Origin of the sequence: Dactylosporangium aurantiacum (assembly GCF_000716715.1) — a bacterium.
GTDB classification, from domain to species: domain Bacteria; phylum Actinomycetota; class Actinomycetes; order Mycobacteriales; family Micromonosporaceae; genus Dactylosporangium; species Dactylosporangium aurantiacum.
Genome location: NZ_JNYJ01000030.1, coordinates 162,050 through 188,573, shown reverse-complemented (window position 1 = coordinate 188,573; position 26,524 = coordinate 162,050). Strand labels below are relative to the sequence as shown.

At 73.2% G+C, this 26,524-nt stretch carries 20 protein-coding genes and 1 pseudogene; 11 read left to right on the top strand and 10 right to left on the bottom strand.

The genetic code is table 11. From position 1 onward, the window contains the following. Positions 1-5: 5 nt before the first annotated feature. From OP18_RS30595 to OP18_RS30575, 5 genes and pseudogenes are all read right to left on the bottom strand, one after another. Positions 6-1,409: a flavin-containing monooxygenase gene (locus tag OP18_RS30595; protein WP_052387575.1), complete on the bottom strand. Its 1,404-nt coding sequence runs from the start codon at positions 1,407-1,409 to the stop codon at positions 6-8. Between the two features lie 396 nt (positions 1,410-1,805). Further along, entirely contained in the window at positions 1,806-2,480 is a 675-nt protein-coding gene (locus OP18_RS30590) for an endonuclease/exonuclease/phosphatase family protein (protein WP_033362533.1), read from the bottom strand. Beyond that, on the bottom strand, positions 2,477-3,421 hold the full coding sequence (locus OP18_RS30585) for an ROK family glucokinase (protein ID WP_033362532.1): 945 nt from the start codon (positions 3,419-3,421) through the stop codon (positions 2,477-2,479). Before OP18_RS30585 ends, OP18_RS30590 begins: the two co-directional genes overlap by 4 nt. A 77-nt stretch (positions 3,422-3,498) precedes the next feature. Then, positions 3,499-3,858, bottom strand: a pseudogene (locus OP18_RS55735) (hypothetical protein); the annotation flags it as partial. After that, positions 3,855-4,301, bottom strand: a complete 447-nt coding sequence (locus tag OP18_RS30575) for an SRPBCC family protein (RefSeq protein WP_033362531.1) — start codon at positions 4,299-4,301, stop codon at positions 3,855-3,857. The gene OP18_RS30575 and the pseudogene OP18_RS55735, both read right to left, overlap by 4 nt. A gap of 84 nt (positions 4,302-4,385) precedes the next feature. Between OP18_RS30575 and OP18_RS30570 the strand changes: the two genes are divergently transcribed. Genes OP18_RS30570 through OP18_RS30560 form a run of 3 tightly spaced genes read left to right on the top strand, consistent with a single transcriptional unit; the run spans position 4,386 to position 8,508 of the window. Beyond that, positions 4,386-6,170: an AMP-dependent synthetase/ligase gene (locus OP18_RS30570; RefSeq protein ID WP_033362530.1), complete on the top strand. Its 1,785-nt coding sequence runs from the start codon at positions 4,386-4,388 to the stop codon at positions 6,168-6,170. Positions 6,171-6,202: 32 nt separating this feature from the next. Continuing rightward, positions 6,203-7,807 carry a sensor histidine kinase gene (locus OP18_RS30565; protein ID WP_052387573.1) on the top strand — a complete coding sequence of 535 codons (1,605 nt, stop codon included), beginning with the start codon at positions 6,203-6,205 and terminating at the stop codon, positions 7,805-7,807. Positions 7,808-7,839: 32 nt separating this feature from the next. Next, positions 7,840-8,508 carry a response regulator transcription factor gene (locus OP18_RS30560; protein ID WP_033362529.1) on the top strand — a complete coding sequence of 223 codons (669 nt, stop codon included), beginning with the start codon at positions 7,840-7,842 and terminating at the stop codon, positions 8,506-8,508. A gap of 1,126 nt (positions 8,509-9,634) precedes the next feature. Here the strand turns inward: OP18_RS30560 and OP18_RS30555 are convergent. From OP18_RS30555 to OP18_RS30540, 4 genes are all read right to left on the bottom strand, one after another. Then, positions 9,635-10,762, bottom strand: coding sequence for a glycosyltransferase family 4 protein (locus tag OP18_RS30555; protein ID WP_033362528.1), 1,128 nt, complete (start codon positions 10,760-10,762; stop codon positions 9,635-9,637). Then, positions 10,759-12,015 carry a M48 family metallopeptidase gene (locus tag OP18_RS30550; protein ID WP_033362527.1) on the bottom strand — a complete coding sequence of 419 codons (1,257 nt, stop codon included), beginning with the start codon at positions 12,013-12,015 and terminating at the stop codon, positions 10,759-10,761. Before OP18_RS30550 ends, OP18_RS30555 begins: the two co-directional genes overlap by 4 nt. A 31-nt stretch (positions 12,016-12,046) precedes the next feature. After that, positions 12,047-12,268 carry a hypothetical protein gene (locus OP18_RS30545; RefSeq protein WP_033362526.1) on the bottom strand — a complete coding sequence of 74 codons (222 nt, stop codon included), beginning with the start codon at positions 12,266-12,268 and terminating at the stop codon, positions 12,047-12,049. Between the two features lie 71 nt (positions 12,269-12,339). Next, positions 12,340-13,737, bottom strand: coding sequence for an NYN domain-containing protein (locus OP18_RS30540; RefSeq protein ID WP_081971253.1), 1,398 nt, complete (start codon positions 13,735-13,737; stop codon positions 12,340-12,342). A gap of 128 nt (positions 13,738-13,865) precedes the next feature. On the opposite strand from OP18_RS30540, the gene OP18_RS59880 reads away from it, so the two are divergent. The 7 genes from OP18_RS59880 to OP18_RS30505 all read left to right on the top strand — a co-directional run bounded on the left by OP18_RS59880 (position 13,866) and on the right by OP18_RS30505 (position 23,189). Beyond that, positions 13,866-14,813: a GAF domain-containing sensor histidine kinase gene (locus tag OP18_RS59880; protein ID WP_052387572.1), complete on the top strand. Its 948-nt coding sequence runs from the start codon at positions 13,866-13,868 to the stop codon at positions 14,811-14,813. A gap of 37 nt (positions 14,814-14,850) precedes the next feature. Continuing rightward, positions 14,851-16,584: a DEDD exonuclease domain-containing protein gene (locus OP18_RS30530; RefSeq protein WP_033362525.1), complete on the top strand. Its 1,734-nt coding sequence runs from the start codon at positions 14,851-14,853 to the stop codon at positions 16,582-16,584. Between the two features lie 1,918 nt (positions 16,585-18,502). After that, the gene (locus tag OP18_RS30525) at positions 18,503-20,320 is read left to right on the top strand and encodes a RelA/SpoT family protein (protein WP_033362612.1); all 1,818 of its coding nucleotides are present in this window, start codon (positions 18,503-18,505) and stop codon (positions 20,318-20,320) included. A 17-nt stretch (positions 20,321-20,337) separates the two neighbouring features. Next, the gene (locus OP18_RS30520) at positions 20,338-20,853 is read left to right on the top strand and encodes an NUDIX hydrolase (RefSeq protein ID WP_033362524.1); all 516 of its coding nucleotides are present in this window, start codon (positions 20,338-20,340) and stop codon (positions 20,851-20,853) included. Further along, positions 20,850-21,677: a nucleotidyltransferase family protein gene (locus OP18_RS30515; RefSeq protein WP_033362523.1), complete on the top strand. Its 828-nt coding sequence runs from the start codon at positions 20,850-20,852 to the stop codon at positions 21,675-21,677. The genes OP18_RS30520 and OP18_RS30515 overlap by 4 nt, the downstream gene beginning before the upstream one ends. Before the next feature lie 36 nt (positions 21,678-21,713). After that, the gene (locus OP18_RS30510; protein ID WP_033362611.1) at positions 21,714-22,001 is read left to right on the top strand and encodes an Lrp/AsnC family transcriptional regulator; all 288 of its coding nucleotides are present in this window, start codon (positions 21,714-21,716) and stop codon (positions 21,999-22,001) included. A 171-nt stretch (positions 22,002-22,172) separates the two neighbouring features. Continuing rightward, positions 22,173-23,189: an aspartate-semialdehyde dehydrogenase gene (locus OP18_RS30505; protein ID WP_033362522.1), complete on the top strand. Its 1,017-nt coding sequence runs from the start codon at positions 22,173-22,175 to the stop codon at positions 23,187-23,189. A 37-nt stretch (positions 23,190-23,226) separates the two neighbouring features. Here the strand turns inward: OP18_RS30505 and OP18_RS30500 are convergent, their stop codons facing one another. Continuing rightward, positions 23,227-25,164 (bottom strand): S9 family peptidase, encoded by a 1,938-nt coding sequence (locus OP18_RS30500; RefSeq protein WP_033362610.1) that lies wholly within the window; start codon positions 25,162-25,164, stop codon positions 23,227-23,229. Positions 25,165-25,232: 68 nt separating this feature from the next. Between OP18_RS30500 and OP18_RS30495 the strand changes: the two genes are divergently transcribed. After that, positions 25,233-26,066 (top strand): alpha/beta hydrolase family protein, encoded by an 834-nt coding sequence (locus OP18_RS30495; RefSeq protein WP_033362521.1) that lies wholly within the window; start codon positions 25,233-25,235, stop codon positions 26,064-26,066. Positions 26,067-26,524: the final 458 nt, after the last annotated feature.

Below are 26,524 nucleotides of genomic sequence, written 5' to 3'. Positions count from 1 at the left end.
GGTGGTCAACGGACCGCCTCCAGCTCGTGCAGGGACTTCTCGAGCGCCTGCAGGTACACGAAATGGCTGACCTCGAACCAGTGCCGCGTCGAGTCGGTGACCTTGCCGGCGGTGAAGCGGCGGTCGCCGTCCTGCCGCAGCCGGGCCCAGAGGGCCTGGGCCTTGGCCGGGGACGCGTCGAGCACGCGCAGCCACTGGGCGATGAACACCGTCTGCCAGTGCGCGAGCGTGAACACGCCCGAGTCCGGCTGCAGCAGGCCGGCCACGGCGAGGGTCGGGTGGGTCCGCGACAGCATCTGCAGCGCCAGCCGCGGCCGCCCCGCGGCGTCCGTCGACAGCAGCTCCGGGGCGAGGAAGTCGAAGTTCGGCAGGTACCCGGTGGCGAACACCACCAGGTCCGGCTCGACGGTGCGCCCGTCGGCCAGGACGACCTCGGTGCGCTCGAACCGCCTGATGTCCGGCAGCGGCGTGATCCCGCCGTGGCCGAGGTAGTAGGGCAGCTGGCTGTTGACCAGCGGGTGCATCTCCAGCAGCCCGTGGTCGGGCTTCTGCAGGCCGAACCGGGTGAGGTCGCCGACCGTCATGTTGATCGTGCGCTGCAGCAGCCACTGGCGCAGCCGGAACGGCAGCCGCATCGCCAGGATCCGGTCGTTGACCTGGTCGGCGGGCTTGCCGAGGGCGTACTTCGGCGCGTACCAGTAGCCGCGGCGGGTCGAGTGCCAGCACTTCGCCGCCTGCTGGGCCGCCTCGACCGCGATGTCGCAGCCGCTGTTGCCGGCGCCGACGACGAGGACCTTGCGCCCCCGCAGCTGGGCCGCGTCCTTGTACTGGCTGGCGTGGATCACCTTGCCGCGGAAGTCGGCGAGCCCCTCGTACTCGGGCATCTTCGGCGACCAGTTGTGCCCGTTGGCGGCGACGACCGCGGCGTAGCGCATCGTGCGCGGCGCCCCGCCCCGCGAGCCCCGGACCGTGACGTCCCAGCGCGGGGGCCCACCGTCGGGGTCGTCGGCGGGCTCGACCCTGGCCACGTCGGTGCCGAACCAGATGTGCTCGCGCAGCGAGAAGTGGTCCGCGTACCGCTCGAAGTACGCCAGCAGCTGCGAGTGGTGCGGGTAGTCGGGCCAGTCGTCCGGCATCGGGAAGTCCGGGAACTGCGTGAACGGCTTCGACGAGATCAGGTGGGTGCTGGAGTACACGGGGCTGCGGTCGTGCCGCCAGTTCCACCCGCCGCCGACGCCCGTCTCGCGCTCGTAGCAGTCGACCCCGAACCCGGCCTCGCGCAGGTTCTTGATCGCCGCCAGCCCGGTGCCGCCGGCGCCGATGACGCAGACGGTGTCGCCGCGGTCGTAGACGGGCTCGCCGTCGCGCCAGTGGGTCGCGCCGCCGGACAGTTCGTCGAAGCTTGTCACCCGCGTCGTCTCCCCACTGCACCACGCATGCCTGTCGCGCGCAGATCCTCGTCCGCTCAGCGCTGGTTTGTCCAGTCCCGCACGTGACGGCCGGTGCGCCCCTCCGGGCCACCGGTGGCGGGTGAGTTGACCTTGGACACTTTGACCGGTCCAGGGCGGTCAAAGTGTCCAAGGTCAACCGCGCGTTGGGTGCTGCGGCCGTCCACGGCCGCGTGGCCGCGACCGCCAGGTCGCGTCCGGGGTGACTGCACGCGGACCTGGCAGGGAGGCCGTTCACGGCCGACCGGTGGCTGACGGGAGCGACGGCCCGGACCACCGCGGACCGGAGCCAGCAAGGACCACGGACCGCGGCGGCTCCGGCGACGAGGGCACGGGCCGGGGACCCCGAAAAAGCGGTCAGTCTGGCAGGTCCAGTTCCACGACGACCGGGAAGTGGTCGCTGGCCAGGCGGGCGGCCGGGGTGTCGACGACCTCGTAGGACAGCACGGTGACGCGGGGGTCGACGAAGACGGCGTCGAGGCGGTCGCGCGGGGCGGCGCACGGGTACGTGTGGCGTTCGTCGGCGCCGGCCGCGTCGACGAGGCCGTCGGCGAGGGTGCGCCAGGCGGCGCCGCCGGAGTTCTCGTTGAGGTCGGCGGCGAACACGACCGGCTCGGCCGGCTCCGCCAGGCGTGCCTTGAGCACGGCGGCCTGGGCCGGGCGTTCGGTCGCGTCGGTGGACAGGTGGGAGCCGACCGCGACGAACGTGGCGCGGCCGACCCGGCAGCGCACGAACGCGGCGCCGCGCATGTGGCGGCCCGGGGTCAGCGGGTACCTGATGTCGAACCCGTCGAGCGGGCGGACCCGCAGGTTCGTCAGGATCAGGTTGCCCAGCGCGGGCAGGCCGCCCCCGGCGACGACGAGCTCGAAGTCGCGGGCCAGGTCCGCCGACTTCTGCCGCCACCGGAAGCGGCGGGGCGCCTCCTGCAGGATCGCCACGTCCGGGGCGACGCCCCGCACCACCTCGGCGAGGGCCCGCCGGTCGTCCCGCAGGCTGTGCAGGTTGTACGACAGGACCCTGAGCTTGGTCATACGCGCGCCAGGTCGGCGGCTCCGACCACTCCCGCGAGGTTGCCCATGAGGGCGGGGCGGACCTCGGCGACGGGGAGCCGGCCGCGCTGGGCGAGCTGCTCCTCGTAGCTGGCGCGGGCCGGCTTCATGAGCAGGTCCCCGGCGTCGATGACCCCGCCGCCGACGACGATGACCTGGGGGTCGAGGATCTGCACGATGTCGGCGAGGGCGACGCCGAGCCAGCGGCCGATCTGCTCGAACGCGCCGATCGCGACGGTGTCGCCGAGGCGGGCGGCCTGGGTGACGGCGGGGCCCCTGATCGCGTCGGGGTCGCCGCCGGCGAGGCCGAGCAGCTGCTCGGCGAGCTCGGGCCGCTCCCGCGCGTCGGCCTTGGCGAACCGGACCAGGGCGTTGCCGCTGGCGTACTGCTCCAGGCAGCCGAGCCGGCCGCAGCCGCAGGGGTGCCCGCCGGGGACCATCGTCATGTGGCCGAGCTCGGCGGCGATGCCGTTGGTGCCGCGGATCAGCGAGCCGTGGATGACGATGCCGCTGCCGATGCCGGTGCCGACGGTGAACAGCACCATCGAGTTGTCGGCGTCGCGGCCGGCGCCGAACTGGAACTCCGCCCAGGTCGCGGCGTTGCCGTCGTTCTCCACCACGACCGGCAGGCCGACCGCGGCGGTGATCTTCTCGCGCAGCGGCTCGTTGCGCCAGGCCAGGTTGGGTGCGAACTGCACGATCGAGCGGGTCGCGTCGATCCAGCCGGCCGCGCCGATGCCGACGGCGTCGACGGGGTGGCTCGCGGCCAGCTCCCGGATCACCTCGATGATGCGGTCGGCGGTGCGGGCGGGGTCCTCGGCCGGCGTGTCGCGCCGGGTCTGTGCGAGGACGTCACCCGCGCTGTCGACGACGCCGCCGAGCACCTTGGTTCCGCCGATGTCGACTCCGATGGTCAGCCCCACCGCGTCTGTCTCCTCTCGCACAGGCGCTATGCCTCAGGATCAATCTTGGGCTTGACGGCCTTCTTGGCCATCGGTTTCGGCGACTTCGGTGTCTCCGTGGTGGCGTGCTGCCACACGTCTTCGGTGTTGTCCGCGGCTTCCGGTGTACCGGTGGATCCGCTGTCGCGCGCCGCGCCGGGGCGGGCCTGGGTGCCGGCGGCGCCGAACGCGCGCAGGACGCCGGCGAGGCCCACCGCCAGGTCGCCGACGCCGGTGGCCAGGCGCTCGGCGAAGTCCGGGTCGGGGTCGCGGGCGGCGGCGATGGCCTTGCAGACCGGGCACACGCAGCACTCGGCGGAGCCGGTCGCGAACCCGGCGGTGCTGTTCGCGGCCACCGACAGGGCCGCGAGGGCGGTCGCCACCAGGCGCTCCGCCTCCTCGCGCGGGTCGCGCGTCACGCCGCGCCCTCGACGCGCCGCTTGAGCTCCTTGAGCGCGGTGTCCATGATCATCTTCTCGGCCTTCCGCTTGAACATGCCGAGCATGCCGATCGCCAGCTCCACGGACAGCGAATAGGTCACCGTGGAGGTCCCGTCCGCGTTGGCGGTAATGTCATAGGAGCCGTCCTGCTGCTTCTGCATCTTCGACGGCGCGACCAGGCTCCATTCGATGCGGGTCAGGTCCTCGGCGTATTCGTACCGCAGGGTGTATTCGTCGGAGACCGGTCCCGAGTCCAGCACGAAGCTGACCTGACTCGCGTAGCCGTCCTCGTACTCCTCGATCACCTCGACCGACTTCACGGCCGCCACCCATTCGGGGTAGCGGGCGAAGTCGGCGATGACCTCGGCGATGCGCTCCGGGGGCGCGTCAATGACGATCGACTGCGTCGAAGTGTCGGCCATGCGTGGCAGGCTACCTCTGCGGTGCGCCTGGCGATCCGTCGGCAGGGTAGGTTCCCGAATACGGGTTGAAAGAAGGAGTCGTACGTGCGCGAGTTCACCGTGCCCCCGGCGGTCACCGTCGGCGATCACGCCACGCTCACCGACCCCGTGTGGGACAACGCGGCGGCGGCGCCGGACGCGGTGCAGTTCCAGCGGCAGACCGGTGCCGGCTGGCAGGACGTCACCTGCGCACAGTTCCACGACGAGGTCGTCACCCTGGCCCGGGGCCTGCTCGCGGCCGGCATCGAGCCGGGCGAGCGGGTCGCGCTGATGAGCAAGACGCGCTACGAGTGGACCCTCATCGACTACGCCATCTGGTCCGTCGGCGCGGTCACCGTGCCGATCTACGAGACCTCCAGCGCCGAGCAGGTCGCCTGGATCCTCGAGGACTCCGGCGCGGTCGCCTGCTTCGTCGAGACCGACGCGCACCGCGACACCGTCGCGGCCATCCGTGACCAGCTGCCGGCCGTCGCGCACGTGTGGCAGATCGACGGCGCGCCGGGCGCGGTCGACGTGCTCGGCGCCGACGGCGCCGCGGTCCCCCGCGAGGACGTCGACCGGCGGCGCGCCGAGGCGAAGGCCGACGACCTCGCCACGATCATCTACACCAGCGGCACGACCGGCCGCCCCAAGGGCTGCATGATCACGCACCGCAACATGCTGTCGGACATCGTCAACGCGATCCCCGAGCTGCAGTCGCTGTTCCACCAGGGGGCCCGCACGCTGCTGTTCCTGCCGCTGGCGCACTCCTTCGCCCGGCTGATCCAGATCGGCGTGGTGCAGGCCCGGGCCACGATGGGGCACACCGCCGACACCAAGAACCTGGCCGCGACCCTGCAGACCTTCCGGCCCACGTTCGTGCTGTCGGTGCCCCGGGTGTTCGAGAAGGTCTACAACACCGCGAAGCAGCGCGCGCACGCCGACGGCAAGGGCGCGATCTTCGACCGGGCGGAGCGGGTCGCGATCGACTTCAGCGCCGCCCAGCGGCCCGGGCCGCTGCTGAAGGTGCAGCACGCCCTGTTCGACCGCCTCGTCTACAGCAAGCTGCGCGCCGCGCTCGGCGGCCAGTGCGGCCGGGCGATCTCCGGCGGCGCGCCCCTCGGCGAGCGGCTCGCGCACTTCTACCGCGGCATCGGCGTCACCATCTTCGAGGGGTACGGGCTGACCGAGACCTCCCCCGCCACCAACGCCAACCGCGACACCGGCGCCCGCATCGGCACCGTCGGCCGCCCGCTGCCCGGGGTCACGATCCGCATCGACGACGACGGCGAGATCCTCGTCCAGGGCGACATCGTGTTCAAGGGGTACTGGAACAACCCCGCCGCGACCGCCGAGGCGATCGACGCCGACGGCTGGTTCCACACCGGTGACATCGGCGAGCTGGACGACGACGGGTACCTGCGCATCACCGGCCGCAAGAAGGAGCTCATCGTCACCGCCGGCGGCAAGAACGTGGCGCCGGCCGTGCTCGAGGACCGGGTCCGCGCGCACCCGCTGGTCAGCCAGTGCATGGTGGTCGGGGACCGGCAGCCGTTCATCGCCGCCCTGGTCACCATCGACCCCGACGCCCTGCCGGCCTGGGCCTCGGCGCACGGCAAATCCGCCGACATCGCCGCGCTCACCGACGACGCCGAGCTGCGCGCGGAGATCCAGCGGGCGATCGACGACGCGAACACGGCCGTGTCGAAGGCCGAGGCGATCAAGGTCTTCCGGATCCTGCCGCAGGACTTCACCGAAGCGACCGGGACGCTCACTCCGTCGTTGAAGGTGAAGCGGAACGTGGTCCTGAAGGAGTACGCCGGCGACATCGCCGCCATCTACGAGCGCTGACGCTGCCACCTACCGGTAGGGAGGACCATTCGTTGACCGAGCTGACGGTGCTGGGCGACCGCCCCCGAGGCGCCGTGATCGCGGTTCGTGTCCTGATGCTCGCGCTCGTCGCGGCACTGCTGCTCATCGACGGCGCCCACACGGACGAGCTGCTCTGGTTCGCCCTGCTGCTCGTCGCCGCGGCGATCGCCACCGTCGCGCCGCCCGGCCACCGGGTCGCGCAGCTCGGCCGGGCCGCCGAGGTGCTCGTCCTCACCCTCGCCGCCTCGACCACCGACGACAGCTTCCTGGTGTTCCTGCCGGTGCCCGTCATCGGCTCGGTGCTCGCCGGCGCCAGGCGCACCACGGCCGTGCTGCTGGGGCTGGCGGCGGTGGTGCTCGCCGCCGGCGGGGCCGCGGAGGGGATGCTCACCGACCGCGGCTACCTGGGCGCCTGCCTGCAGTGGCTGGTGCTGGCCGGGGCCGGCGCCTACCAGGCGGCCGTGCTGCAGCGGGTACTGCTGGCCCGGCGCACCGACGAGACGCCGCAGCCGTACGTCGAGGCCACCCGCCTGCTGACCCAGCTGCGCAGCGTCGCCCGGCAGCTGCCCGGGGCGACCCTGGACCCGGGCGGCCTCGCCGAGCACCTCCTCGACGAGGTCCGGGCCATGGTCCCGTCCTCCCGGGGCGCGGTGCTGTCCGGCAGCGGCGGCGGGCGCCTCGTCGTGCTCGCCCAGGCCGGCGTGGAGCGCCTCGACTGGGAGACCGCCCTGGACACCGAGAGCTCCGTCGCCGACGCGTGGGCCACCCAGCAGCCGGTCGTGTCGAGCCGCTCGCAGGCCCGGTCGGTCACCCCGAGCCGCGACATCTCCTCGATGGTGGTGCCGCTCGTCGCCGGGGTGCGCACCGTCGGGCTCATCATCCTGGAGAGTGACAGCGCCGGGGCGTACCCCCCGCCGGTCCTCGCCCGGGTCACCGGCCTGACCGGCGCCGCCGCGCTGCGCCTGGAGGCCGCGCTGCTGTTCGACGAGGTCCGGTCCCTGGCCACCACCGAGGAGCGCCAGCGGCTCGCCCGCGAGATCCACGACGGCGTCGCCCAGGAGCTCGTCATGGTCGGCTACGGCATCGACAACGCGGTCGCCGCGCTGCCGGACGCCACCGCCGCCGAGGAGGAGCTGCGCGTCCTGCGCGCCGAGGTCACCCGGGTCATCACCGAGCTGCGGCTGTCGCTGTTCGAGCTGCGCAGCGAGGTCGACCGGTACGGCGGGCTCACCGCCGCGATCGCCGACTACGCGCGTACCGTCGGCGCCTCCGCCGGCCTGCGCGTGCACCTCTCGCTCGACGAAACCACCGCCCGGCTGCCCGCCGCGGTCGAGGCGGAACTGCTGCGCATTGCCCAGGAAGCCATCACGAACGCGCGGAAACACGCCGGCGCGGAGAATCTTTGGGTAACGTGCGCGGTCGATCCACCGTTCGCACAGGTAGAAATCTCCGACGATGGAAGCGGCATAGGTGAGAACCGCCCGGACGGACGCTATGGTCTTGCGATCATGGCCGAGAGAGCGGAACGTATCCGAGGCCGGTTGGAGATCACACCGCGCGTGCCGAATGGGACCACAGTGGCGGTTGTGCTCGGAACCGCACCGCGTGCGCGGTAGCGTGAAGGCACCAGAGGGAGAGAGCACCGGGAATGTCGACTACCGCGACGCCGACGACACGCACCAAAGTTCTGCTCGTCGACGACCACGATCTCATCCGCAGAGGGCTGCGGCACGCGTTCGAGCGTGACCGCCAGTTCGAGGTGGTGGGTGAGGCCGCGACGGCCGCCGAGGCGATCCGCCAGGCCGGGGCGCTGCAGCCTGACGTGGTCATCATGGACCTGCGCCTCCCCGACGGCAGCGGCCTGGAGGCGACCAGGGCCCTGCGCAAGACCAGCAACACCATGGGCATCGTGGTGCTGACCATGTACGCGGGCGACGACCAGCTCTTCGGGGCCCTCGAGGCCGGCGCGTCCGCCTTCGTGCCGAAGACCGCCCCCGCCGACGAGGTGGTGGCGGCGGCCCGCCACGCGGCCTCCGCCCCCAGCGCGTTCACCGCCGCCGACCTGGCCGAGGCGATGAAGCGCCGGCTCGCCCCCAGCGGCCCGCAGCTGTCCCCCCGCGAGGGCCAGGTGCTGCGCCTGCTCGCCGACGGCATGAGCGTCGCCGGCATCGCCAAGCAATTGTTCGTCTCCGAGTCCACCGCGAAGACGCACATCTCGAAGCTGTACGAGAAGCTCGGCGCCGCCAACCGCGCCCAGGCCCTCATGACCGCGCTCCGCCTCGGCCTGCTCGAAGCCCCCGACGCCCCGAAGTTCTGACTTTCCGATAGGCGCTGGCCGATCTGCCCCCAACCCCCAGAACGGCCAGCCTGTCGTTTCTCCATCCGGCGACCCGCCCGACAGCACCACCGGCGCATTGACTGCGGTCGCGGTGGCGGGCGGGAAATGTCGGGAAATGTGCGCCGTTTCTTGTGCTTTCTCCCCGGGCGTGATTCGGGTTCCTCCGCAGTTGCGAGGTTCGCTTGGGTGCCGATACCCGAGGTGGCCACGGACCTGGAGCCGGCCTGATGTTCGCCTGACGGCGGATGGTCACGCCGTCCGGGGTCTTCCCCGGTGCCGGGCCGGTCCGGTGGCAGCCCCCGCGCTCCTCGATCCGCCGGGCATGACTGACGCACGGCCGCCGACGAGCACCGTGACACCAGCGAGGCCGGCACCCGTCCCGCCCGCTTTACCCTGCTTTACCCTGCTCGCTTACCCTGCTCGCGTCCTGGGAGCCACGGGCGAGTCAGCCACGCCACTCAGGGCGTGACCAGTCTGCGCGGCGCAGCGCGCGGGTCGTGTCCAACCGGTGCCCCGGCCCACGCGGACACACCGGCCGGAGCCACCGCAGCCCACAGTCGGCGCGGACCGCACCCCACGTGGACACGACCACCGATCAACCCAGCCGCACACCTCAACCCGCCACCGCTCACTGCCACACGGCCCAGCCCGCCCGCGCCCCACGCGGAGCGCAGGCCACCCGAACCACCGCCTCGGCCCACCCGAACCAAACCAACCCGCCCACCAGGCCAACCCACCACCACACAGCCCAGCCCGCCCCCGCCCCACACGGAGCGCAGGCCCCCCGAACCACCGCCTCGGCCCACCCGAACCAAGCCAACCCGCCGCCAGGCCAACCCGCCGCCAGGCCAACCCGCCGCCAGGCCAACCCGCCCACCAGGCCAACCCGCCCCACCAGCCCGACGCGGCGACCAGCCGGTCGAAGGTCGGCCCGGGCGCGAGCACACGCGGGCCCGGCGGTGCGACCACGCCAAGCGACCACGCCAAGCGACCACGCCAAGCGAGCACGCCAAGCGAGCACGCCAAGCGAGCACGCCAAGCGTCCAGGCGGTCGGCGGGCAGAGGAAGACCGGGGCGGGTGAGCGGCGAGCAGCCAGCCGGGCGGTCAGCTCGTCGGGGTGAGCAGCGTGCGGAGGCGGTCGGCCTGGGTTTCCCAGCGCCAGTCCGACTCGACCCAGGCGCGGCCCGCGGCGCCCATCTTCGTGGCGAGGGTCCGGTCGAGCAGCAGGGTGGTGATGCGGTCGGCGACGGCGGCGACGTCGCGGCCGGGGACGACGAAACCGGTCTCGCCCTCGCGGACGGCGTCGGGGGCGCCGCCCGAGTCGCCGGCGACGACGGGCAGGCCGGTGGCGGAGGCTTCGAGATAGACGATGCCGAGGCCCTCGACGTCGAGGCCGCGGCGGCGGGTGCGGCACGGCATGGCGAAGACGTCACCTGCCGCGTAGTGGGCGGGCAGCTCCGCCCAGGAGACCGAGCCGGTGAAGACGACGTCGCGCTCGACGCCGGACTCGCGGGCGAGGCGCTCCAAAGTGGCACGGTACGGGCCGCCGCTCACCATGAGCAGGGCGGCGTCGGGGACGGCGCGCCGGATCAGGGGAAGCGCCCGGATCAGCACGTCCTGGCCCTTGCGCGGCACGAGGCGGGACACGCACACGATCACCGGACGGTCGGTGAGGTGGTGGCGGGCGCGGATCAGGTGCCGGTCGACCTGCGGCGAATACGCGTCGACGTCGACGCCGGGGGCGAGGCGCTGCAGGGACGTGAGCCCGTCCAGGACCCGGGCGAGCCTCGTGCGCGTGTACTCACCGAGGTACGTGACGACGTCGGCGCCGCGGCCGATGCGGCGCAGCAGCGTGCGGGCGCCCGGCAGCGCGGCCCAGCCGACCTCGTGGCCGTGGGTGAGGGCGACCACCCGCCCGACGCCGGCGCGGCGGCGCAGGCCGTCGGCGAGCAGGCCGAGCGGGGCGGCGGCGCCGAACCAGACGCTGTCGCAGCCGTGGGCGCGGGCCAGCTCGGCGGCGCGGCGGGCGACGCCGGGGGTGGGCAGGAGCATGCCGGTCGCCTCCCGCACCACCTCGAACGGCTGCTCCGCGTCGAACTTCGCCGCGTCCCGGAACGTCGATGCATACACGACGACCGAACCGGCGGACTGGCGCACGGCGAGGTTATGCACGAACTGCTGGATGCCGCCGGGGCGGGGCGGGAAGTCGTTGGTGACGAGCAGGCTGGTCATCGCTCGCCCCGTGCCCAGGCCCGGGCCTCCGCCATCCGCTGCACCGCGGTCGGGTGCGACCCGAACAGGAACTGCTCCACCGGGTTGGGGTCGGGGTCACCGAGGTTGACCAGGGAGAGCCGGCCCTGCATGGCCTCGAACCCGGCGGGGTCGTCGGTGAGCCGCAGGGCGTGCCGGTCGGCGCGGGCCTCGACGCGCCGCGACACGAACGCCTGCGCCGGGCCGGCGAGCAGCCCGGCCACGGTGGCGACCGCGACCAGCAGGGCCACCGCGCGGGGCTCGCCGATCGTGTCGACGCCGGCGCGGCGCAGCAGGGCACCCCACGAGCCGAGCAGGTAGAGACCGCACACGGCGGCGGCCGCGCCGAACGCGCCGAGCAGGGTGCCGGTCAACACGTCGCCGTCCTTGGCGTGGCCGAGCTCGTGCGCGACGACCGACTCGACCTCCTCCGGGGGCGCCTTCTCCAGCAGGGTGTCGTAGACGACGATGCGGCGGGTCGGGCCGAGCCCGGAGACATACGCGTTGACGGCGCGGGTGCGCCGGGACGCGTCGGCGACGAGCACGTCGCGGACGGGGACGCCGTCGCGCTCCGCGAGGGCGATGAGCCTGGTCCGCTGCTCGCCCTCGGCCATCGGGGTGAACTTGTTGAACACCGGCTCGACCAGGACCGGGAAGACGAACGACAGCAGCACCGTGAGCAGCGCCGCCCCGGCCGCACCCCACGCCCACCACCAGCGCGGCGCGAAGTGGGTGATGGTGAAGAAGCCGACCAGCGCGATCGCGCCGATCACGGCGCCGACGGCATAACCCTTGAGCATGTCGACGGTCCACCCGGACCAGTCCTGCGTCGAAAGCCCGTAACGCCGCAGGATGGACTGGCGCCACGCGGCGAGGGGCAGCGCCGCGACCTCGCCGATGAAGACGACGGCGAGGCCGCCGAGCAGCGCCCGGGCCAGCCAGTGGCCGCCGAACGGCCGCGACACCTGCTCGACGATCCACGCGCCGGCCGGCGTCAGGCCGAGCAGGAGCGCGACGAGCAGGCCCAGGGCCAGCGACAGGTAGGTGCCGGGGCGCAGCGCCGCGTGGAACGCCCGGCCCTTGGCGACCGCGTCGGCGGGCAGCGTGTCGAGCGCGGCGAGCTGGTCGGCGCGCGGTGCCGGCGGCGCTGACCAGGGCACCCGCAGCGCCGCGACCACCACCACCGCGACGAGCAGCACCGCTAGGGTGATCGCCGCCCATGCGCGAGGGGTCACGCCGCACCTCCAGGTCGGAAACTCCGCAAGCTTATGCGGCGCGGTGCCGCCCCGGCCGGCGTGGTGCCGGCGTCTCGACGTGCGTGGGGTCCAGCACGGTGACCTCGAACCCGGCGCGCTCGAACACCTCGATCGCCCGGACCTCGGCCGCACCGAGCTGGTGCAGGGCGGGTGGGGTGTCCAGCAGCAGGGTCACCACACAGCCCCCGCAGGCGGTGTCACGCACTGAGCAGGTCTCGCAGTCGACGAGCATCGCTCCTCCTCCGTTGACCGTCCGTAGCACCACGGTAAGCGGGGGGTACGACAAAAACGCGTTTGCGCAGGTCAGGAGCGTGAGAGGCGGCGCAGCAGGGTGTCGTTGCCCAGTGGGTACGCGCCGTGGCGGCGCACGCCGTCGATGACCTCCTTGTCGGAGGAGATCACCACGACCGGCCGGCCGGCCGGCTCGGCCCTGACCAGGCGGCGGATCAGCTCGTCGGCGGTCTCGCCCTTCTTGGAGAAGAGCACCCGCACGCCGCGCGGCGCCGGCGGCAGCCCGACGACCCGCTCGGCGCCGTCGAACACGACGGTCACCTCGGCCCTGGTCTGCGCGACCAGGCCACCGACGCCGGTGATGAGGCGGTTGCGCTGCTGCTCGAGGGAGAGCTCCCCGTAGCCCTTCTTGGTGACGTTGTACCCGTCGACGATCATGTGCGCCTTCGGCAGGCTCAGCAGCTGGTCGAGCCGGGCCGGGTCGTCGGCGTCCAGGGCGCGGGCCGCGCCGGTGCCGGCGGCGTTCTCCGGCCGGTCGGCGTCGTGCTCGGCGACGAAGTCCGCGGGGAGCCGGTCGGTGGGGTCGAGGGCCAGCTCACGGCGCAGTCCCACGGCGGCCTGGCCGATCGTCTCCAGCAGCAGCCACAGCCGGGCGTCGTCGACGGCGCGGGCGTCCTTGGCGCTCTGCCGCTGCGCCCCGGCGGCGGTCTCGGCCTCGGCGAGCTTGGCCCGCATGCGGCGCAGCTCGGCGTCGTGGTCGGCGGTGGCCCGCGCGGCCCGGCCCTTCTCGCTGGCGAGCATCTCGGTCGCCTTGCGCTCCTTGGCCTGGCTCTCCCGCAGCGCCTTGCCCAGCGAGCGGACCTCCTCCCGCAGCCCGGCGGTCTCGTCGCGGAGCCTGGCCAGCTCGTCGCGCAGCTTGTCGGCCTCGACGCGGGCGACGGCGCGGTCGTGCTCGGCGCGGGCCAGCCGCTGCTCGACGTCGCGGACCCGCTCGGACGCGGCGGCGCCCTGCGCCTCGGCGCGGACCGCGTCGGTGGCCCGCTCCACCAGGTCGCGCCAGCCGTCGGGGCGGGCGAGATAGGCCAGCGCGGCCACCTCGACGGGGTCCGCGGCCGGCGGCGCGACCCCTTCCAGGATGGAGGCGCCCAGGTCACCGGCGTCGTTGACGACCCTCGTGGCGAGGCGCTGGCGCAGCAGCGGGTCCCCGGACAGCTGCATCGCGATGACCGGGCCGCCGAGCCGGGCGCGCCGGTTGGGCGCGAACTTCGCGACCCGCCGCAGCGGCATCGGCAGCTCGTCGAGGGGCAGGCCGGTCATGGCGCCGGCGGCGAGGGAGATGACGCGCTGGCGGATGGTCTCGGGCAGGACCGGCTCGGCCCCGCCGTCGGAGTCCGGCAGGTCGACCGGCTCCGGCGCAGGCGTCACCGCGGCCTCGTCGTCGAGGTCGTCGGGAGCGTCGTGCGCGGGCATCACTCCAGTGTCGCATTGTCGACCAGATTCGCCCCGGATGGTCTCCAGACAGCCGGCTTCCCTCGAAAGGCTAAAAGCTGACTTATCCTTATTTCACCCGATTGGGTACGCCCGCGAGGAGGCACCACATGCAGCCGCCGGTACCCGAGAACGAGGCGGAACGCGTCTCGGCACTGCACGACCTCGCCGTGCTGGACACCCCGCCCGAGACCGATTTCGACGACATCGTCCGGATCGCATCCGAGGTGTGCGGCGCGCCGATCTCGCTGGTCACCCTGGTCGACACCCAGCGGCAGTGGTTCAAGGCCAAGATCGGGCCCGTCGGACCGGCCGAAACGCCCCGGGAGGTCGCGTTCTGCGCCCACGCGATCATGGGCCGGGACCTGATGGTCGTGCCGGACGCCACCGCCGACGCGAGGTTCGCCGACAACCCGTTCGTCAACGCCGAGGACGGCATCCGGTTCTACGCCGGCGCCCCGCTGCTGACCAGCGAAGGGGCGGCCCTGGGCACCCTGTGCGTGGTCGACCACGCGCCGCACCGGCTCAACCTGGACCAGATGCGGGCGCTGCGCGCGCTGGCCAAGCAGGTCACCGAGCTGCTCGAACTGCGCCGGCTGGTCGCCGCGACCGCCCTGGACGGGCAGCTGGAGGCACGGTCGGTCGACCTGACGTATCTGACCGAGGCCCGCATCCGGGAGCTGCGTCCGATAGCGGATGCCCGCAACATCGCCATCACACTTGGCGTCGCGGATGCGGCATCGGTACAGGCGGATCCCGGCAAACTCTCCAGAGCGCTGGACTACGTGATCTTCTCTGCCCTCAAGGTGGCCCCCGCGGGTGGACGGGTCGCGGTGCGGGTGCTGGCGACGCCGGTGCCGGCGGTCGAGCTCAGCCATGCCGGCGGCTCGATCGCCCCCGAGTGGGAGGCCGACCTGCGGGGCGTCCGGGTGGCCGACGAGCTGGTCCCGCGGGCCGTCGCCGACATCCTGCGGGCGCACGGGGCGACCGTCGTGCGCACCAGCCAGACGTTCGGCTCGCCGGACGTCCGGTTCGAGCTGCGGTTCCAGCCGCACTGACCGATTTTTTGTCACACCCTGGTCGTAGTGTGCGCGCGTGGCCGACTACCACCAGGAAACGCTCGATGCCCTGTTCGACGACCCGCGCGCGGCGACGCTGTTCGCCACGACGTTCGTGGTCGTCGACCTCGAGACGACCGGCGGCGCGCCGGACGGCGGCGGCATCACCGAGATCGGCGCGGTCAAGGTCCGCGGCGGCGAGATCCTCGGCGAGTTCGGCACGCTGGTCAACCCGGGTGAGCGGCTGCCCGCGTTCATCACCGTGCTGACCGGCATCACCGAGGCGATGCTGGTCGAGGCGCCCACGATCGACGCGGTGCTGCCGGCGTTCCTGGAGTTCATCGCCGGGGCGGTGCTCGTGGCGCACAACGCGCCCTACGACACCGGGTTCCTGAAGGCGGCCTGCGCCAAGCACGGTCACGCGTGGCCCAAGCCGATCGTGCTGGACACCGCGGCGATCGCCCGGCGGGCACTGGTCGCCGACGAGGTCCCCAACAACAAGCTCGCCACGCTCGCCCGGCATTTCCACGCGAGCACCCAGCCGATCCACCGCGCACTCGACGACGCCCGCGCCACCGTCGACGTGCTGCACGGCCTGATCGCCCGGCTCGGCAGCCACAAGGTGCACACCGTCGGCGACACGATCGAGTTCGTCAAGGCGGTCAGCCCGTCCCAGCGGCGCAAGCGGCACCTGGCCGAAGGGCTGCCCGACGCCCCCGGGGTCTATGTGTTCCGCGGCCACAAGGACCGCCCGCTCTACATCGGCACCAGCTCGTCGATCGCGACCCGGGTCCGCAGCTATTTCACCGCCGCCGAGAAGCGCGCCCGCATCGACGAGATGATCAACGCGGCGGAGCGGGTCGAGGCGATCCTCTGCGCGCACTCCCTGGAGGCCGAGGTGCGCGAGCTGCGACTGATCGCCGCGCACAAGCCGCCGTACAACCGCCGCTCCAAGTTCCCCGAGCGGGTCATGTGGCTCAAGCTCACCGCCGAGGCCTATCCGCGGCTGTCGGTCGTGCGCGAGGTGCAGGCCGACGGGGCGGCGTATCTGGGGCCGTTCGGCTCCCGGCGCGGCGCCGAGCTGGCCGCCGCCGGCATCTACGACGCGCTGCCGATCCGCCAGTGCACCCACAAGCTGTCGCTGCGCACGAAGACCCCCGCGTGCGCGCTCGCCGAGCTGGGCCGCTGCCCCGCGCCGTGCGAGCACCGCATCTCCCCCGACGACTACGAGGCCGCGGCCGCCGAGCCGTTCCGCACCGCCACGACCGGCGACCCCGGCACGGTCGTGCGGGGGCTCATGGCCCGCATCGAGACGCTGTCCGCCGCCGAGCGCTACGAGGACGCGGCGACGATCCGCACCCGGCTAATCGCGTTCCTGCGCACCGCGATCCGCATGCAGCGGCTCGCGTCGCTGACCAGATTGCCCGAGCTGATCGCGGCCCGGCCCGCGGCGAAGGGCGGCTGGGAGCTCGCGGTGGTGCGCCACGGCCGGCTCGCCGCCGCCGGCGTGTCACCCCCCAGGGTGCATCCACAGCCGACGCTCGATGTGGTTCTCGCCACAGCGGAGACCGTCCAACCGGGACACGGGCCGACGCCGCGCGCGACGCCCGAGGAGACCGAGCGGATCCTCGCCTGGCTCGAGCGACCGGAAACACGCCTGGTCAAGGCCGACATGGGATGGTCATCACCGGCCACCGGCGCCGGCCGGTGGCGCCCGTTCCTCGCCCGCGCGGAGGCCGCCGCGTCGGTGCGGATCGACTTGGAGGGGTGAGCGCATCAGACGATCGCACATACTCAAATGACCGATCGGATGCCACGAGGGAAACTAGGCTGGAACCTACCCAAACCCAGGCCCGCCCGGCCCGTCGGTGAGGAGGTGCCGCATGGAGCCCGGTCTGCATCAGTCCGGCGCGCCCCTTGATGCTGGCCCCTCCACGGTCACCGGCGCCGGGGGCGGCAATCCGGGGTCCGGTGGCGTCAACTCCGGGTCCGCGTCCGCGCACAGCGAGTTCATGTTGGACCCACTGACGCCCGGGGGCAAGCCCAACGAGCCGGCGGGTTTCCTGCACACGCTGCCGACGGGTTTCACGGCCGCCGGCGGGTCGCCGTTGCCCCCCGTGCCTGGCGGCGCGTCGCCGTTGCCGTCTTTACCTGGCGCCACGTCGCCGTTGCCATCCATGCCTGGTGCGACGTCGCCGTTGCCTTCCGTGCCCGGCGCGACGGACGCCCACCAGCTGCTCGACGCGGTGGGCGAGGTGCTGCTCGGTCCCCGGGGGTTGCCGACCGCGGCGATCAACGTCCCCGAGTCCCCGGCCCGCCGGCGGCGTCTGGAGCCGCACCAGGACCGCAACAGCCGGGACCGGGTGCAGCCGGAGCCGCAGCGGGCGTATGTCGACAGGACCCCCGCCGACCAGCCCGACCCCGGCCACCCCGAGTCCGACGGCCGGCCCGCCGATCACGAGGCGAACGGCAGGCCCGCCGGTCACGAGGCCAACGGGCACGGGCCGGGGAGCGTCAAGACCGGCGACCCGGGGCCCGAGGGGCGCGGGTCGGGCGAGCGCGAGGCCGGCGGGCACGAGCCGGGCGGTCAGAGGTCCGACTGTCAGGAGTCCAGCCCTCAGGAGTCCGGCCCTCAGGGATCCGGCGTTCGAGGATCCGGCGGCCAGGCATCCGGCGCTGAAGAGTCCGGTAGTCAGGGGTCCGGCGGCCGGGGGTCGGCTTCCACCGACGCTTCCACCGACAGGGACGCTCTGGACCGCGGCGCTCAGGATCGGGTCCCGCAGGATCGGGTCCCGCAGGATCGAGTTCCGCAGGATCGAGTTCCGCAGGATCAAGTCTCGCAGGGCAGCGGTAGGTCGGACCCGGGTTCGCAGGAGCGCGGCGGTCAGCGCCGGGATGCGCGGGAGTCCGGCGGGCACGAGGAAGCGGGCGTTCGGCAGCGGGCCGATCCGGGTGACGAGACCCCGGATCACGGTGCTGGAGCTGACCTGGACGGGGAGCCCGGCGCACAGCCGAACACCCGGCGGGACGCAGGCGATGCGCAGGCCGAGGTGCCGCAGGAGTCGGCGGGGGCCGACACCGCGGTAGGCGACGCCATGGAGACTGCCGCTGGGGCGGAGGCCGTGGCGGTGGTGCGGGAGCGTCGCGGGCCGCGGGACGAGCAGGCGGTGCCCGGGCAGTGGGCGGCGCAGGCGCCGCGGGCGCCGCAGGGTCAGCGGGTGCCGCAGGACCACGGTGAGACGCGCAGGGACTGGCCGGCCAACGAGCGGCCCGTGGGGACCCGGCCGCCGGCGGCGCGGCCCGGCGGCGAGCGGCCCCGCAACGAGCGGTCCACCACCGAGCGCCACCCAGCCGACCGGCACCCCACGGACAGGCTCACGACCGACCGGCCCACCACGGAACGCCCCCCGGCCGACCGCCCCGCAGGACGATCCCCCACCACGGACCGGCCCGCCGCGGCCAACACCCCCACAGCACAAACCCCCACGGCGCAGACCCGCGCGGACACGGCGCCCACGGGCAAGGCACCCGCAGACAAGGCGCTGACAGACGACGCCGCCGGGGGCGGTGAGCGGGGCGAGAAGCAGCAGCGGGACAAGGAGCGGAGCCCGAAGCGGTCCGCCGTCGACGACCGGTTCGCGGCGCCGCGGGCGCGGCTGACCGCGCCGCCGACCGAGGACTCGCCGGCGGTGCCGCCGCCGCCGACGTACTCGGCGCTGGTGGGCGGGTCGGTGCCCGGGGACCCTACGTCGACGTACTCGGCGGTCATCGGGGCGCGGCTGCGGGCGATGCTGCCGTGGCAGACGACCGAGGACCCCCTCGCCAACGTGCTGCGGATGCACCGGACGATCCATCCGACCGGCGACGTGGCGCTGCTGCGGCGGGCGTACGCGACGGCCGAGCAGATGCACCGCGGGCAGATGCGCAAGAGCGGCGAGCCGTTCATCTCGCACCCCCTCGAAGTGACGGAGATCCTCGCCGACCTGGGGATGGACACGACGACGCTGGTGGCGTCGCTGCTGCACGACACGGTCGAGGACACGGACTACACGCTCGGCGCGCTGGAGCGGGACTTCGGCGGCGAGGTGGCGCTGCTGGTCGACGGCGTGACGAAGTTCGACAAGATGTTCTACGGCGCCGACGCCGAGGCCGAGACGATCCGCAAGATGATCGTCGCCGCCGGGCGGGACGTGCGGGTGCTGGTGATCAAGCTCGCGGACCGGCTGCACAACATGCGGACGCTGGACGCGCGGTCGATCAAGTCGCAGGTGCGGATCGCGACCGCGACGCGGGAGGTGCTGATACCGCTGTGCGAGCGGCTCGGCATCCAGGCGTTGAAGCGGGAGCTGGAGGACTGGGTCCTGCGGGCGATCAGCCCCGGCGGGTACGCGCTGATCGACGAGTACGTGCGCAAGCGCAAGGGCTGGGACGGCTACCTCGAGCGGGTCATCGCCGCCGTCACCACGGACCTGAGGAAGTTCGGCATCGACGCGCAGGTGTCACCGCGGCCGCGGCATCTGTACTCGATCTGGAAGGACACCGTCGACGGCAACTACGAGGACCCGCACGACATGCCGCGGGTCGTCATCATCGTCGACGGGCCCGAGACGGACTGTTACGCGGCGCTGGGCGCGGTGCACGGCAAGTGGCGGCCGGTGCCGGGGCGGTTCAAGGACTTCATCGCCACGCCGAAGAACAACAACTACAAGTCGCTGCACACCACGGTGCTCGGGCCGGAGGGCCGCTCGCTGGAGGTGCTGATCCGCACCGAGGAGATGCACCAGGCCGCCGAGTACGGCATCGTCGCCAACTTCCGGTACCCGCACGCGGCGGCGAAGTTCGGCCCCGCGTCGAAGGCGGAGCAGCTGACCTGGCTGCGGCGCCTGCTCGACTGGGAGGCGGCCGCCTCGGACCCGTCGCAGTTCATCGCCTCGCTGCGCTGCGACCTGGCCGAGGACCAGATCCTGGTGCTCGCCGAGGGCGGCGGCCGGCCGGTACTGCTGCCGCAGGACGCGACCCCGGTCGACCTCGCGTACATCCTCGGCGCCGACATCGGCAACCGGTGCATCGGCGCGAAGGTCAACGGCCGGCTGATCGCGGTGTCGTCGCCGCTCGCCGACGGTGACACCGTCGAGATCATCACGCGGACCGGGCAGCGCGACGAGTTCGACTTCGACGCCGACGCCCCGGCGCGCGGGCCGTCGCCGGAGTGGCTGGAGTTCGTGAAGACGCCGCACGCGCGGCTGCACATCAGCCGGTGGTTCGAGGCGCACGAGGCACCCGCGATCACGGTCGCCAACAAGGTGCGCCTCGGCCGGCTCGCGATCGGGCTGGCGCTGCGCCGGCAGGGCCGCGGCCTGGCCAGCGACCTGCCGCTGGTCCGGCTGGCGACCAGGCTCGGGTACCCGGACCTGGAGACGCTGCTGGTCGCCGTCGCCGACCACAACCGCACGGCGGACGAGGTGGTCGAGGAGTTGATCGCCCTGGTCGACCACTCGCCCAGGTAGGCCGCTAGCCTTTGCCGATGGCGGTGAAACAACAACTGCGCATGGTGGCGTACCGGACGTTCTACCGTCTCCCCGCCCGCTGGAAGCGCCGGATCGTGCGGACGTTCCAGCCCACGTACACGATCGGCGCGGTCATCCTCGCCCGCGACCCCGAGGGCAGCCGGATCCTGCTGCTGCGGCAGCCGCCCGGGGCCGGCTGGTCGCTGCCGGCGGGGCTGATGGACCGCGGTGAGCGGCCGGTGCAGACGGCGGCCCGCGAGTTCGCCGAGGAGACCGGGATCAGGTTGCCGCCGGAGCGGTTCCGCCCGGCGAACCCCAACGCCGTCGTGCACACCCGCGGCCAGTGGGTCGACATGGTGTTCGAGACCGAGGTCGAGCCGACCGCCGAGCTGACGGTCGACGCCGCCGAGGTCCTCGAGGCCGCCTGGCACCGCCTGGACACCCTGCCGCCGCTGACGGTGTCGACGTCGCAGCTGCTCGCCCACTACGGGATCGGCCCGTACAAGGACTACCCCGAGGTGCTCACGAAATGACCGGGATCTGCGCGGTGATCCTGGCCGCCGGCGAGGGGCGGCGGCTGCGTCCCCTGACCGAGCACCTGCCGAAGGCGCTCTGCCCGGTCGGCAACGTCGCCCTGCTGGACCGGGCGATGGCGCGGGTCGCGGCGCTCGGCATCAGCGGCCCCGCCGACCTGGCGGTCAACGCCTGCTACCTCGCGGAGCAGGTCGTCGCGCACGTCGGTGACCGCGCCCACCTCTCCGTCGAGCCGGGCGACCCGTTCGGTACGGCCGGCGGCCTCGCCCTGCTCAAGGACTGGATCGGCGGCCGGGGCGTCCTGGTCGGCAACGCCGACGCGTACCTGGCCCCGGACGAGGCCGGCGCGCGATCCGACATCGCCGGGCTGCTCGACGACTGGGACGGCAGCACCGTGCGCATGCTCGCCGTGCCCGGCCCGCCGAAGGAGTTCGGCCGGCACCGCTTCGCCGGGTTCTCGCTGCTGCCGTGGGACCTGGTGGCGCACCTGGAGCCGGTCCCGTCGGACCTGGTGCGCACCACGTGGCGACCGGCGGAGCGCGAGGACCGCCTGGAGATCGTCGAGTACCGGGGCACCTACCTGGACACCGGCACGCCCCGCGACTACCTGCGGGCCAACCTGCACGCCGTACACCGGCGGAATCTCGTCGACCCGACCGCGACGGTGACCGGTCAGGTGGAGCAGGCGGTCATCGGCGCCGGTGCCGTCGTCGCGGGCCGGGTGACCCGCGCGGTGGTGTGGCCGGGCGGGGAGGTCGGCGCGGGCGAGACGCTGCGCGACGCCGTCCGGGTCGGGCGGGAGCTGACCGTCGCCGCCGACTAGCATGACGATGTCCACATGCTGGAAGGAGCACCGCAGGTGATCACCGCGATCGTCCTCATCGACTGCGCGACCGACTCGATCCCCGAGGTGGCCGAGAGCATCGCCAACCTCCCCGGTGTCAGCGAGGTCTACTCCGTCGCCGGCAACGTCGACCTGATCGCGATGGTCCGCGTCCGGCAGTACGAGGAGATCGCCGAGGTCATCGCGGCCGGCATCTCGAAGGTGCCCGGCGTGGTCGACACCGACACGCACATCGCGTTCCGCGCCTACTCGCAGCACGACCTGGAAGAGGCGTTCGCGATCGGCCTGCCCGACACCGACTGACCGCCGGAAAATTTCCGGCGTATTTCGCCGGGGACGGCCGCAAGCCGTCCGCCGGCGGCCGGAGCCGGCCGCAAGAAGGCACCGTTTTGCCTGGTAAAGGGCGGGTGTGACGGTCGGGAGTGCGGCAAATCGCATCGAGCCGCCCTGACCGACCCGGTAATCTCGACGCCCATGAGGATCGGCATCGTCGGAGCCACGGGCCAGGTGGGCAGCGTCATGCGCCACATCCTGGCCGAGCGTCAGTTCCCGGTAGACCAGTTGCGCCTGTTCGCGTCCGCCCGCTCCGCGGGCCGGCCGATCGACTGGCAGGGCCAGCAGATCACGGTGGAGGACGCGGCGACCGCCGACTACTCCGGCCTGGACATCGTGCTGTTCTCCGCCGGCAAGGGCACGTCGAAGGAGCTGGCGCCGAAGGTGGCCGCCGCCGGTGCCGTCGTGGTCGACAACTCCTCCGCCTGGCGGATGGACCCGGACGTGCCGCTCGTCGTCGCGGAGGTCAACCCGCACGCGATCGCGAACCGCCCGAAGGGCATCATCGCCAACCCCAACTGCACGACGATGGCCGCGATGCCGGTGCTGCGCCCGCTGCACGAGGAGGCCGGCCTGGTCGCCCTCGTCGCCGCCACCTACCAGGCGGTGTCCGGCGCCGGGCTCAACGGCGTCGCCGAGCTCGACGAGCAGGTCCGCAAGGTCGCCGACGGCGCCGCCGCGCTCGCGTTCGACGGCTCGGCCGTCGAGTTCCCGGCGCCGAAGCAGTTCGCCCGGCCGATCGCGTTCAACGTGCTGCCCCTCGCCGGCTCGGTCGTCGACGACGGCTCATTCGAGACCGACGAGGAGCAGAAGCTGCGCAACGAGAGCCGCAAGATCCTCGAGATCCCCGGCCTGAAGGTCTCCGGCACCTGCGTGCGGGTGCCCGTGTTCACCGGCCACTCGCTGCAGCTCAACGCCCGCTTCGAGCGGCCGATCACGGTCGAGCGGGCGATCGAGCTGCTGTCGGACGCGCCCGGCGTGGTGCTGACCGACGTGCCGACGCCGCTGCAGGCCGCCGGTGCCGACCCGAGCTTCGTCGGCCGGATCCGCGCCGACGAGACCGTCGAGCACGGCCTGGCGCTGTTCGTCTCGAACGACAACCTGCGCAAGGGCGCCGCCCTCAACGCCGTCCAGGTCGCCGAGCTTCTCGTCAAGTAGGCGGGTGTGGGGAGGGCCCGGGCCCTCCCCACCTCCCTCAGACGTGCCGGCCGAACCACTCCAGGATCGCGTCGAACCTGGCGACCCGGTGCGACGGGCGCCCCGAACGGGACAGCTCGTGCCCCTCCCCCGGGAACAGCAGCAGCTCCACCGGGGTCCCGCGCCGCTTGAGCGCCACGAACAGCCGCTGGGCCTGCTCGACCGGGCAGCGCCAGTCGTGCTCCGAGTGGATGATGAGCATCGGGATGTCGATCTTGTCGGCGTACGTGAGCGGGCTCTGCTGCTCGAACGACCCGCCGTCGGCGCCGTAGAGCGAGTCCGCGAACAGCCAGCCGATGTCGGAGCTGCCCTGGAAGCTGTCGATCGCGTTGACCGCCCGCTCCGAGATCGCCGCCTTGAACCGGTCGCCGTGCATCGCGGCGAGCCAGGTCGTCATGAACCCGCCGTGCGAGCCGCCGAGGACCCCGACCCGGCCGGCGTCCAGGTCGCCGTCGGCCAGGGCGGCGTCGAGCAGGGCGAGCAGGTCGACGGCGGAGACCTCGCCGACGTTGCCGCGCACCGCCCGGCCGTGCGCCTCGCCGTAGCCGGACGAGCCGCGGGGGTTGCCGTAGACGACCGCGTAGCCGGCGCCCGCGTACACCTGCGCCTCGTCGAAGAGCCGCCAGCCGTACTGCGCGAACGGCCCGCCGTGGATCATGAGCAGCACCGGGTGCGGCCCGTCGCCCGCGGGCTTGACCACCCACCCGTGCACCGGGTAGCCGTCCGGCGCCGCGCCGGTCACCTCGACCTGCGGCAGCGCGGTCACGCCGGCGGAGAAGTCGGTGAGCTTGACGTCACCGGCGTAGACCTCGCCCCAGTCGGCCGGGCCGGCGATGGTGGCCACGATCGTGTCGCCCGCGGCGGCGAACCCGGCCACCTGCCGCTCCCCGTCGATGAGGATCTCGGGGGTACCGCCGTCGTACGGCACCCTGAGCAGCTGTACCGCGCCGCGGTGCTCGTTGGTGAACAGCACGCCGCGCTCGGTGCCCGCCACGTCGCCGCCGGGTGCGGCCAGGGTGTACGCCTCCGGGTCGAGCAGCTGCCGGGCCGGCCCGCCCTCGATCGGCACCGACCACAGCGACTCGTTGCGCATGATCGGGTCGACCCGGCCCTCGCCGGCGAGGTTGGCGGTGAACAGCACCGACCGGCCGTCCGGCGCCCACCGGCACAGGCCCATGCTGTACGTCGTGTCGGTCAGCGCCCGGACCTCGCCGCCGCCGGCCGGCATGACGCACACGTCGGAGGCGAAGTCGTCACCCCACGTGTCGTGCCGCTCGGAGACGAACGCGAGGGTCTGCCCGTCGGGGCTCCACTCCGGGTCGCCGTGGCTGCGCTCGCCGTCGGTGAGCCGGGTCAGCGTGCCGTCGAGGTCGGTCACGTAGAGGTGCGCCGGCCGGTCCAGCAGGAACCCGAGGCCGTCCACGCGGTAGAAGTACCGGGTGATCCGCCGCGGCGGCTCGCCGTCCGGGCCGATCGTCTCGCCGTCCTCGGTCTTGCCGGTGCCGTAGCGGCCGTCCTGCGGTACCCGCGCGGAGAACGCCAACCGGGAGCTGTCCGGTGCCCAGGCCGGCGTGCCGGCGCCCAGCGGCAGGTCGGTGAGGCGGCGCGGCTCGCCACCGCCGAGCGGCAGGACGCACAGTTGCGGCGCGCCGTCGTGCTCCGCCTTGGCGCCGCCGGCCCGGCTGCCCGCCGCCTTCGTCGCCCGCAGGAACGCCAGCCACCGCCCGTCCGGCGAGATCCGCGGGGCGCTGTCGTGCCAGCCGTGGGTCAGCTGGACCGGCGCGGCGCTCCCGTCGGTCCGCACGAGCCAGAGCTGCGAGGTGTACGAGTCAGCGGCGAACTCGAGCCTGGTCACCGCCACGACGGCGATCGTGCCGTCAGGGCTGACCGTCGGCGCGCCGGGTAGGCGCATTTGGGACAGATCGATTGGCTTCACGTCCCGCACAGTAGCCTGGGTCACACTTCTTACTCACGGGTAACCTCCTACCTCTACCCTACGAATCCATGGAGTTCCTGGACCGGGGTACCGATCGGCTCGCGCTGCACCCGCACCCGGCCGGCGACGCCGCGACCCTCGCCGTGCTGTGGCCCGCGATGGGCGTCCCGGCCCGCTACTACCGGCACTTCGCCGCCGCGCTCGTCGCCACCGGGATGGAGGTCGTGGTCGCCGACCTGCGCGGCACCGGCGACAGCACGCCCCGGCCGTCGCGGGCCTCCCGGTACGGGCTCGCCGAGCTCACCACCGACGTCGAGGCCGTCCTGGACCACCTCAAGCCCCGCCGCGCCGGCCGCCGCACCCTGCTCGTCGGGCACTCCCTCGGCGGCCAGGTCTGCGCGCTGCACCTCGCCACCCGGCACGCCGCCGGCCTGGACCCCGGCGTCGACGGGCTGGCCCTGCTCGCGGTCGGCCTGCCGTACTGGCGCCGCTACCCGGGCCGCATGGCGCCCGGCACCCTGGCGTTCACCCAGACCCTCGCCGCCGCCTCGACCCTGCTCGGCGTCTGGCCCGGCTGGGGTTTCGGCGGCCGCCAGTCCCGCGCCGTGATCAGCGGCTGGGCGCACACCGCCCGCACCGGCCGGTACCCCTCCCTCGGCGGCGTCGACGTGGAGGCCGCCCTGCCGGGCGTGCGGCTGCCGGTGCTCGCCGTGGACATGGAGGCCGACCAGTACACACCGGCCCCGACCGTCGACCACCTGACGGCGAAGCTGTCCTCGGCCCAGGTGGTGCGCCAGCACTATTCGGCCGCGGAGGCCGGCGCGCCGATCGACCACTTCACCTGGGCGCGGCACGGCACGCCCCTGGCCACCCGCGTGGCCGACTGGGCCGCCACGATCTGACGCCGCTTCGTCGGTCCGTCGTGGTGTACGGGCGGCGCGGCGGCATGTCGGCCGCCTGGTCGGGTGCGCTTCCGCCGGGCGGTCGGCCAGCCTGCTTGATCACGGCACCACGCTGATCGCGAAGCCGCACTGATCACGGCACCACGCTGATCGCGAAGCCGCACTGATCACGGCACCACGCTGATCGCCACGCCATGCTGATCACGCCACCACGCTGATCGCGAAGCCGCAGTGATCACGACCCCTCGCTGATCGCCACACCATGCTGATCGCCACGCCACGCTGATCACGGCTGGCCTGGCGATCTGGCGGTTTGCGTCAGGCCGCGTCCCCGGCCACAGTCGGCGCGCCGCAGGTCTCGGTCAGGCGGACTTCGGCGTTTGGCAGGCCGGATGAGGCGGCTCCGTGGCCTGATCCGCCCGCACCGTGAGCTGGTCTGCCCGGCTTCGTGAGCTGGT

Excerpts from the sequence above, each read along its gene's own strand:
- OP18_RS30555 (WP_033362528.1), bottom strand. The coding sequence starts at position 10,762 with ATGACCAGCCTGCTCGTCACCAACGACTTCCCGCCCCGCCCCGGCGGC.
- OP18_RS30495 (WP_033362521.1), top strand. The coding sequence starts at position 25,233 with ATGGAGTTCCTGGACCGGGGTACCGATCGGCTCGCGCTGCACCCGCAC.
- OP18_RS30545 (WP_033362526.1), bottom strand. The coding sequence starts at position 12,268 with ATGCTCGTCGACTGCGAGACCTGCTCAGTGCGTGACACCGCCTGCGGG.
- OP18_RS30560 (WP_033362529.1), top strand. The coding sequence starts at position 7,840 with ATGTCGACTACCGCGACGCCGACGACACGCACCAAAGTTCTGCTCGTC.
- OP18_RS30540 (WP_081971253.1), bottom strand. The coding sequence starts at position 13,737 with ATGCCCGCGCACGACGCTCCCGACGACCTCGACGACGAGGCCGCGGTG.
- OP18_RS30575 (WP_033362531.1), bottom strand. The coding sequence starts at position 4,301 with ATGGCCGACACTTCGACGCAGTCGATCGTCATTGACGCGCCCCCGGAG.
- OP18_RS59880 (WP_052387572.1), top strand. The coding sequence starts at position 13,866 with ATGCAGCCGCCGGTACCCGAGAACGAGGCGGAACGCGTCTCGGCACTG.
- OP18_RS30505 (WP_033362522.1), top strand. The coding sequence starts at position 22,173 with ATGAGGATCGGCATCGTCGGAGCCACGGGCCAGGTGGGCAGCGTCATG.
- OP18_RS30515 (WP_033362523.1), top strand. The coding sequence starts at position 20,850 with ATGACCGGGATCTGCGCGGTGATCCTGGCCGCCGGCGAGGGGCGGCGG.
- OP18_RS30590 (WP_033362533.1), bottom strand. The coding sequence starts at position 2,480 with ATGACCAAGCTCAGGGTCCTGTCGTACAACCTGCACAGCCTGCGGGAC.
- OP18_RS30520 (WP_033362524.1), top strand. The coding sequence starts at position 20,338 with ATGGCGGTGAAACAACAACTGCGCATGGTGGCGTACCGGACGTTCTAC.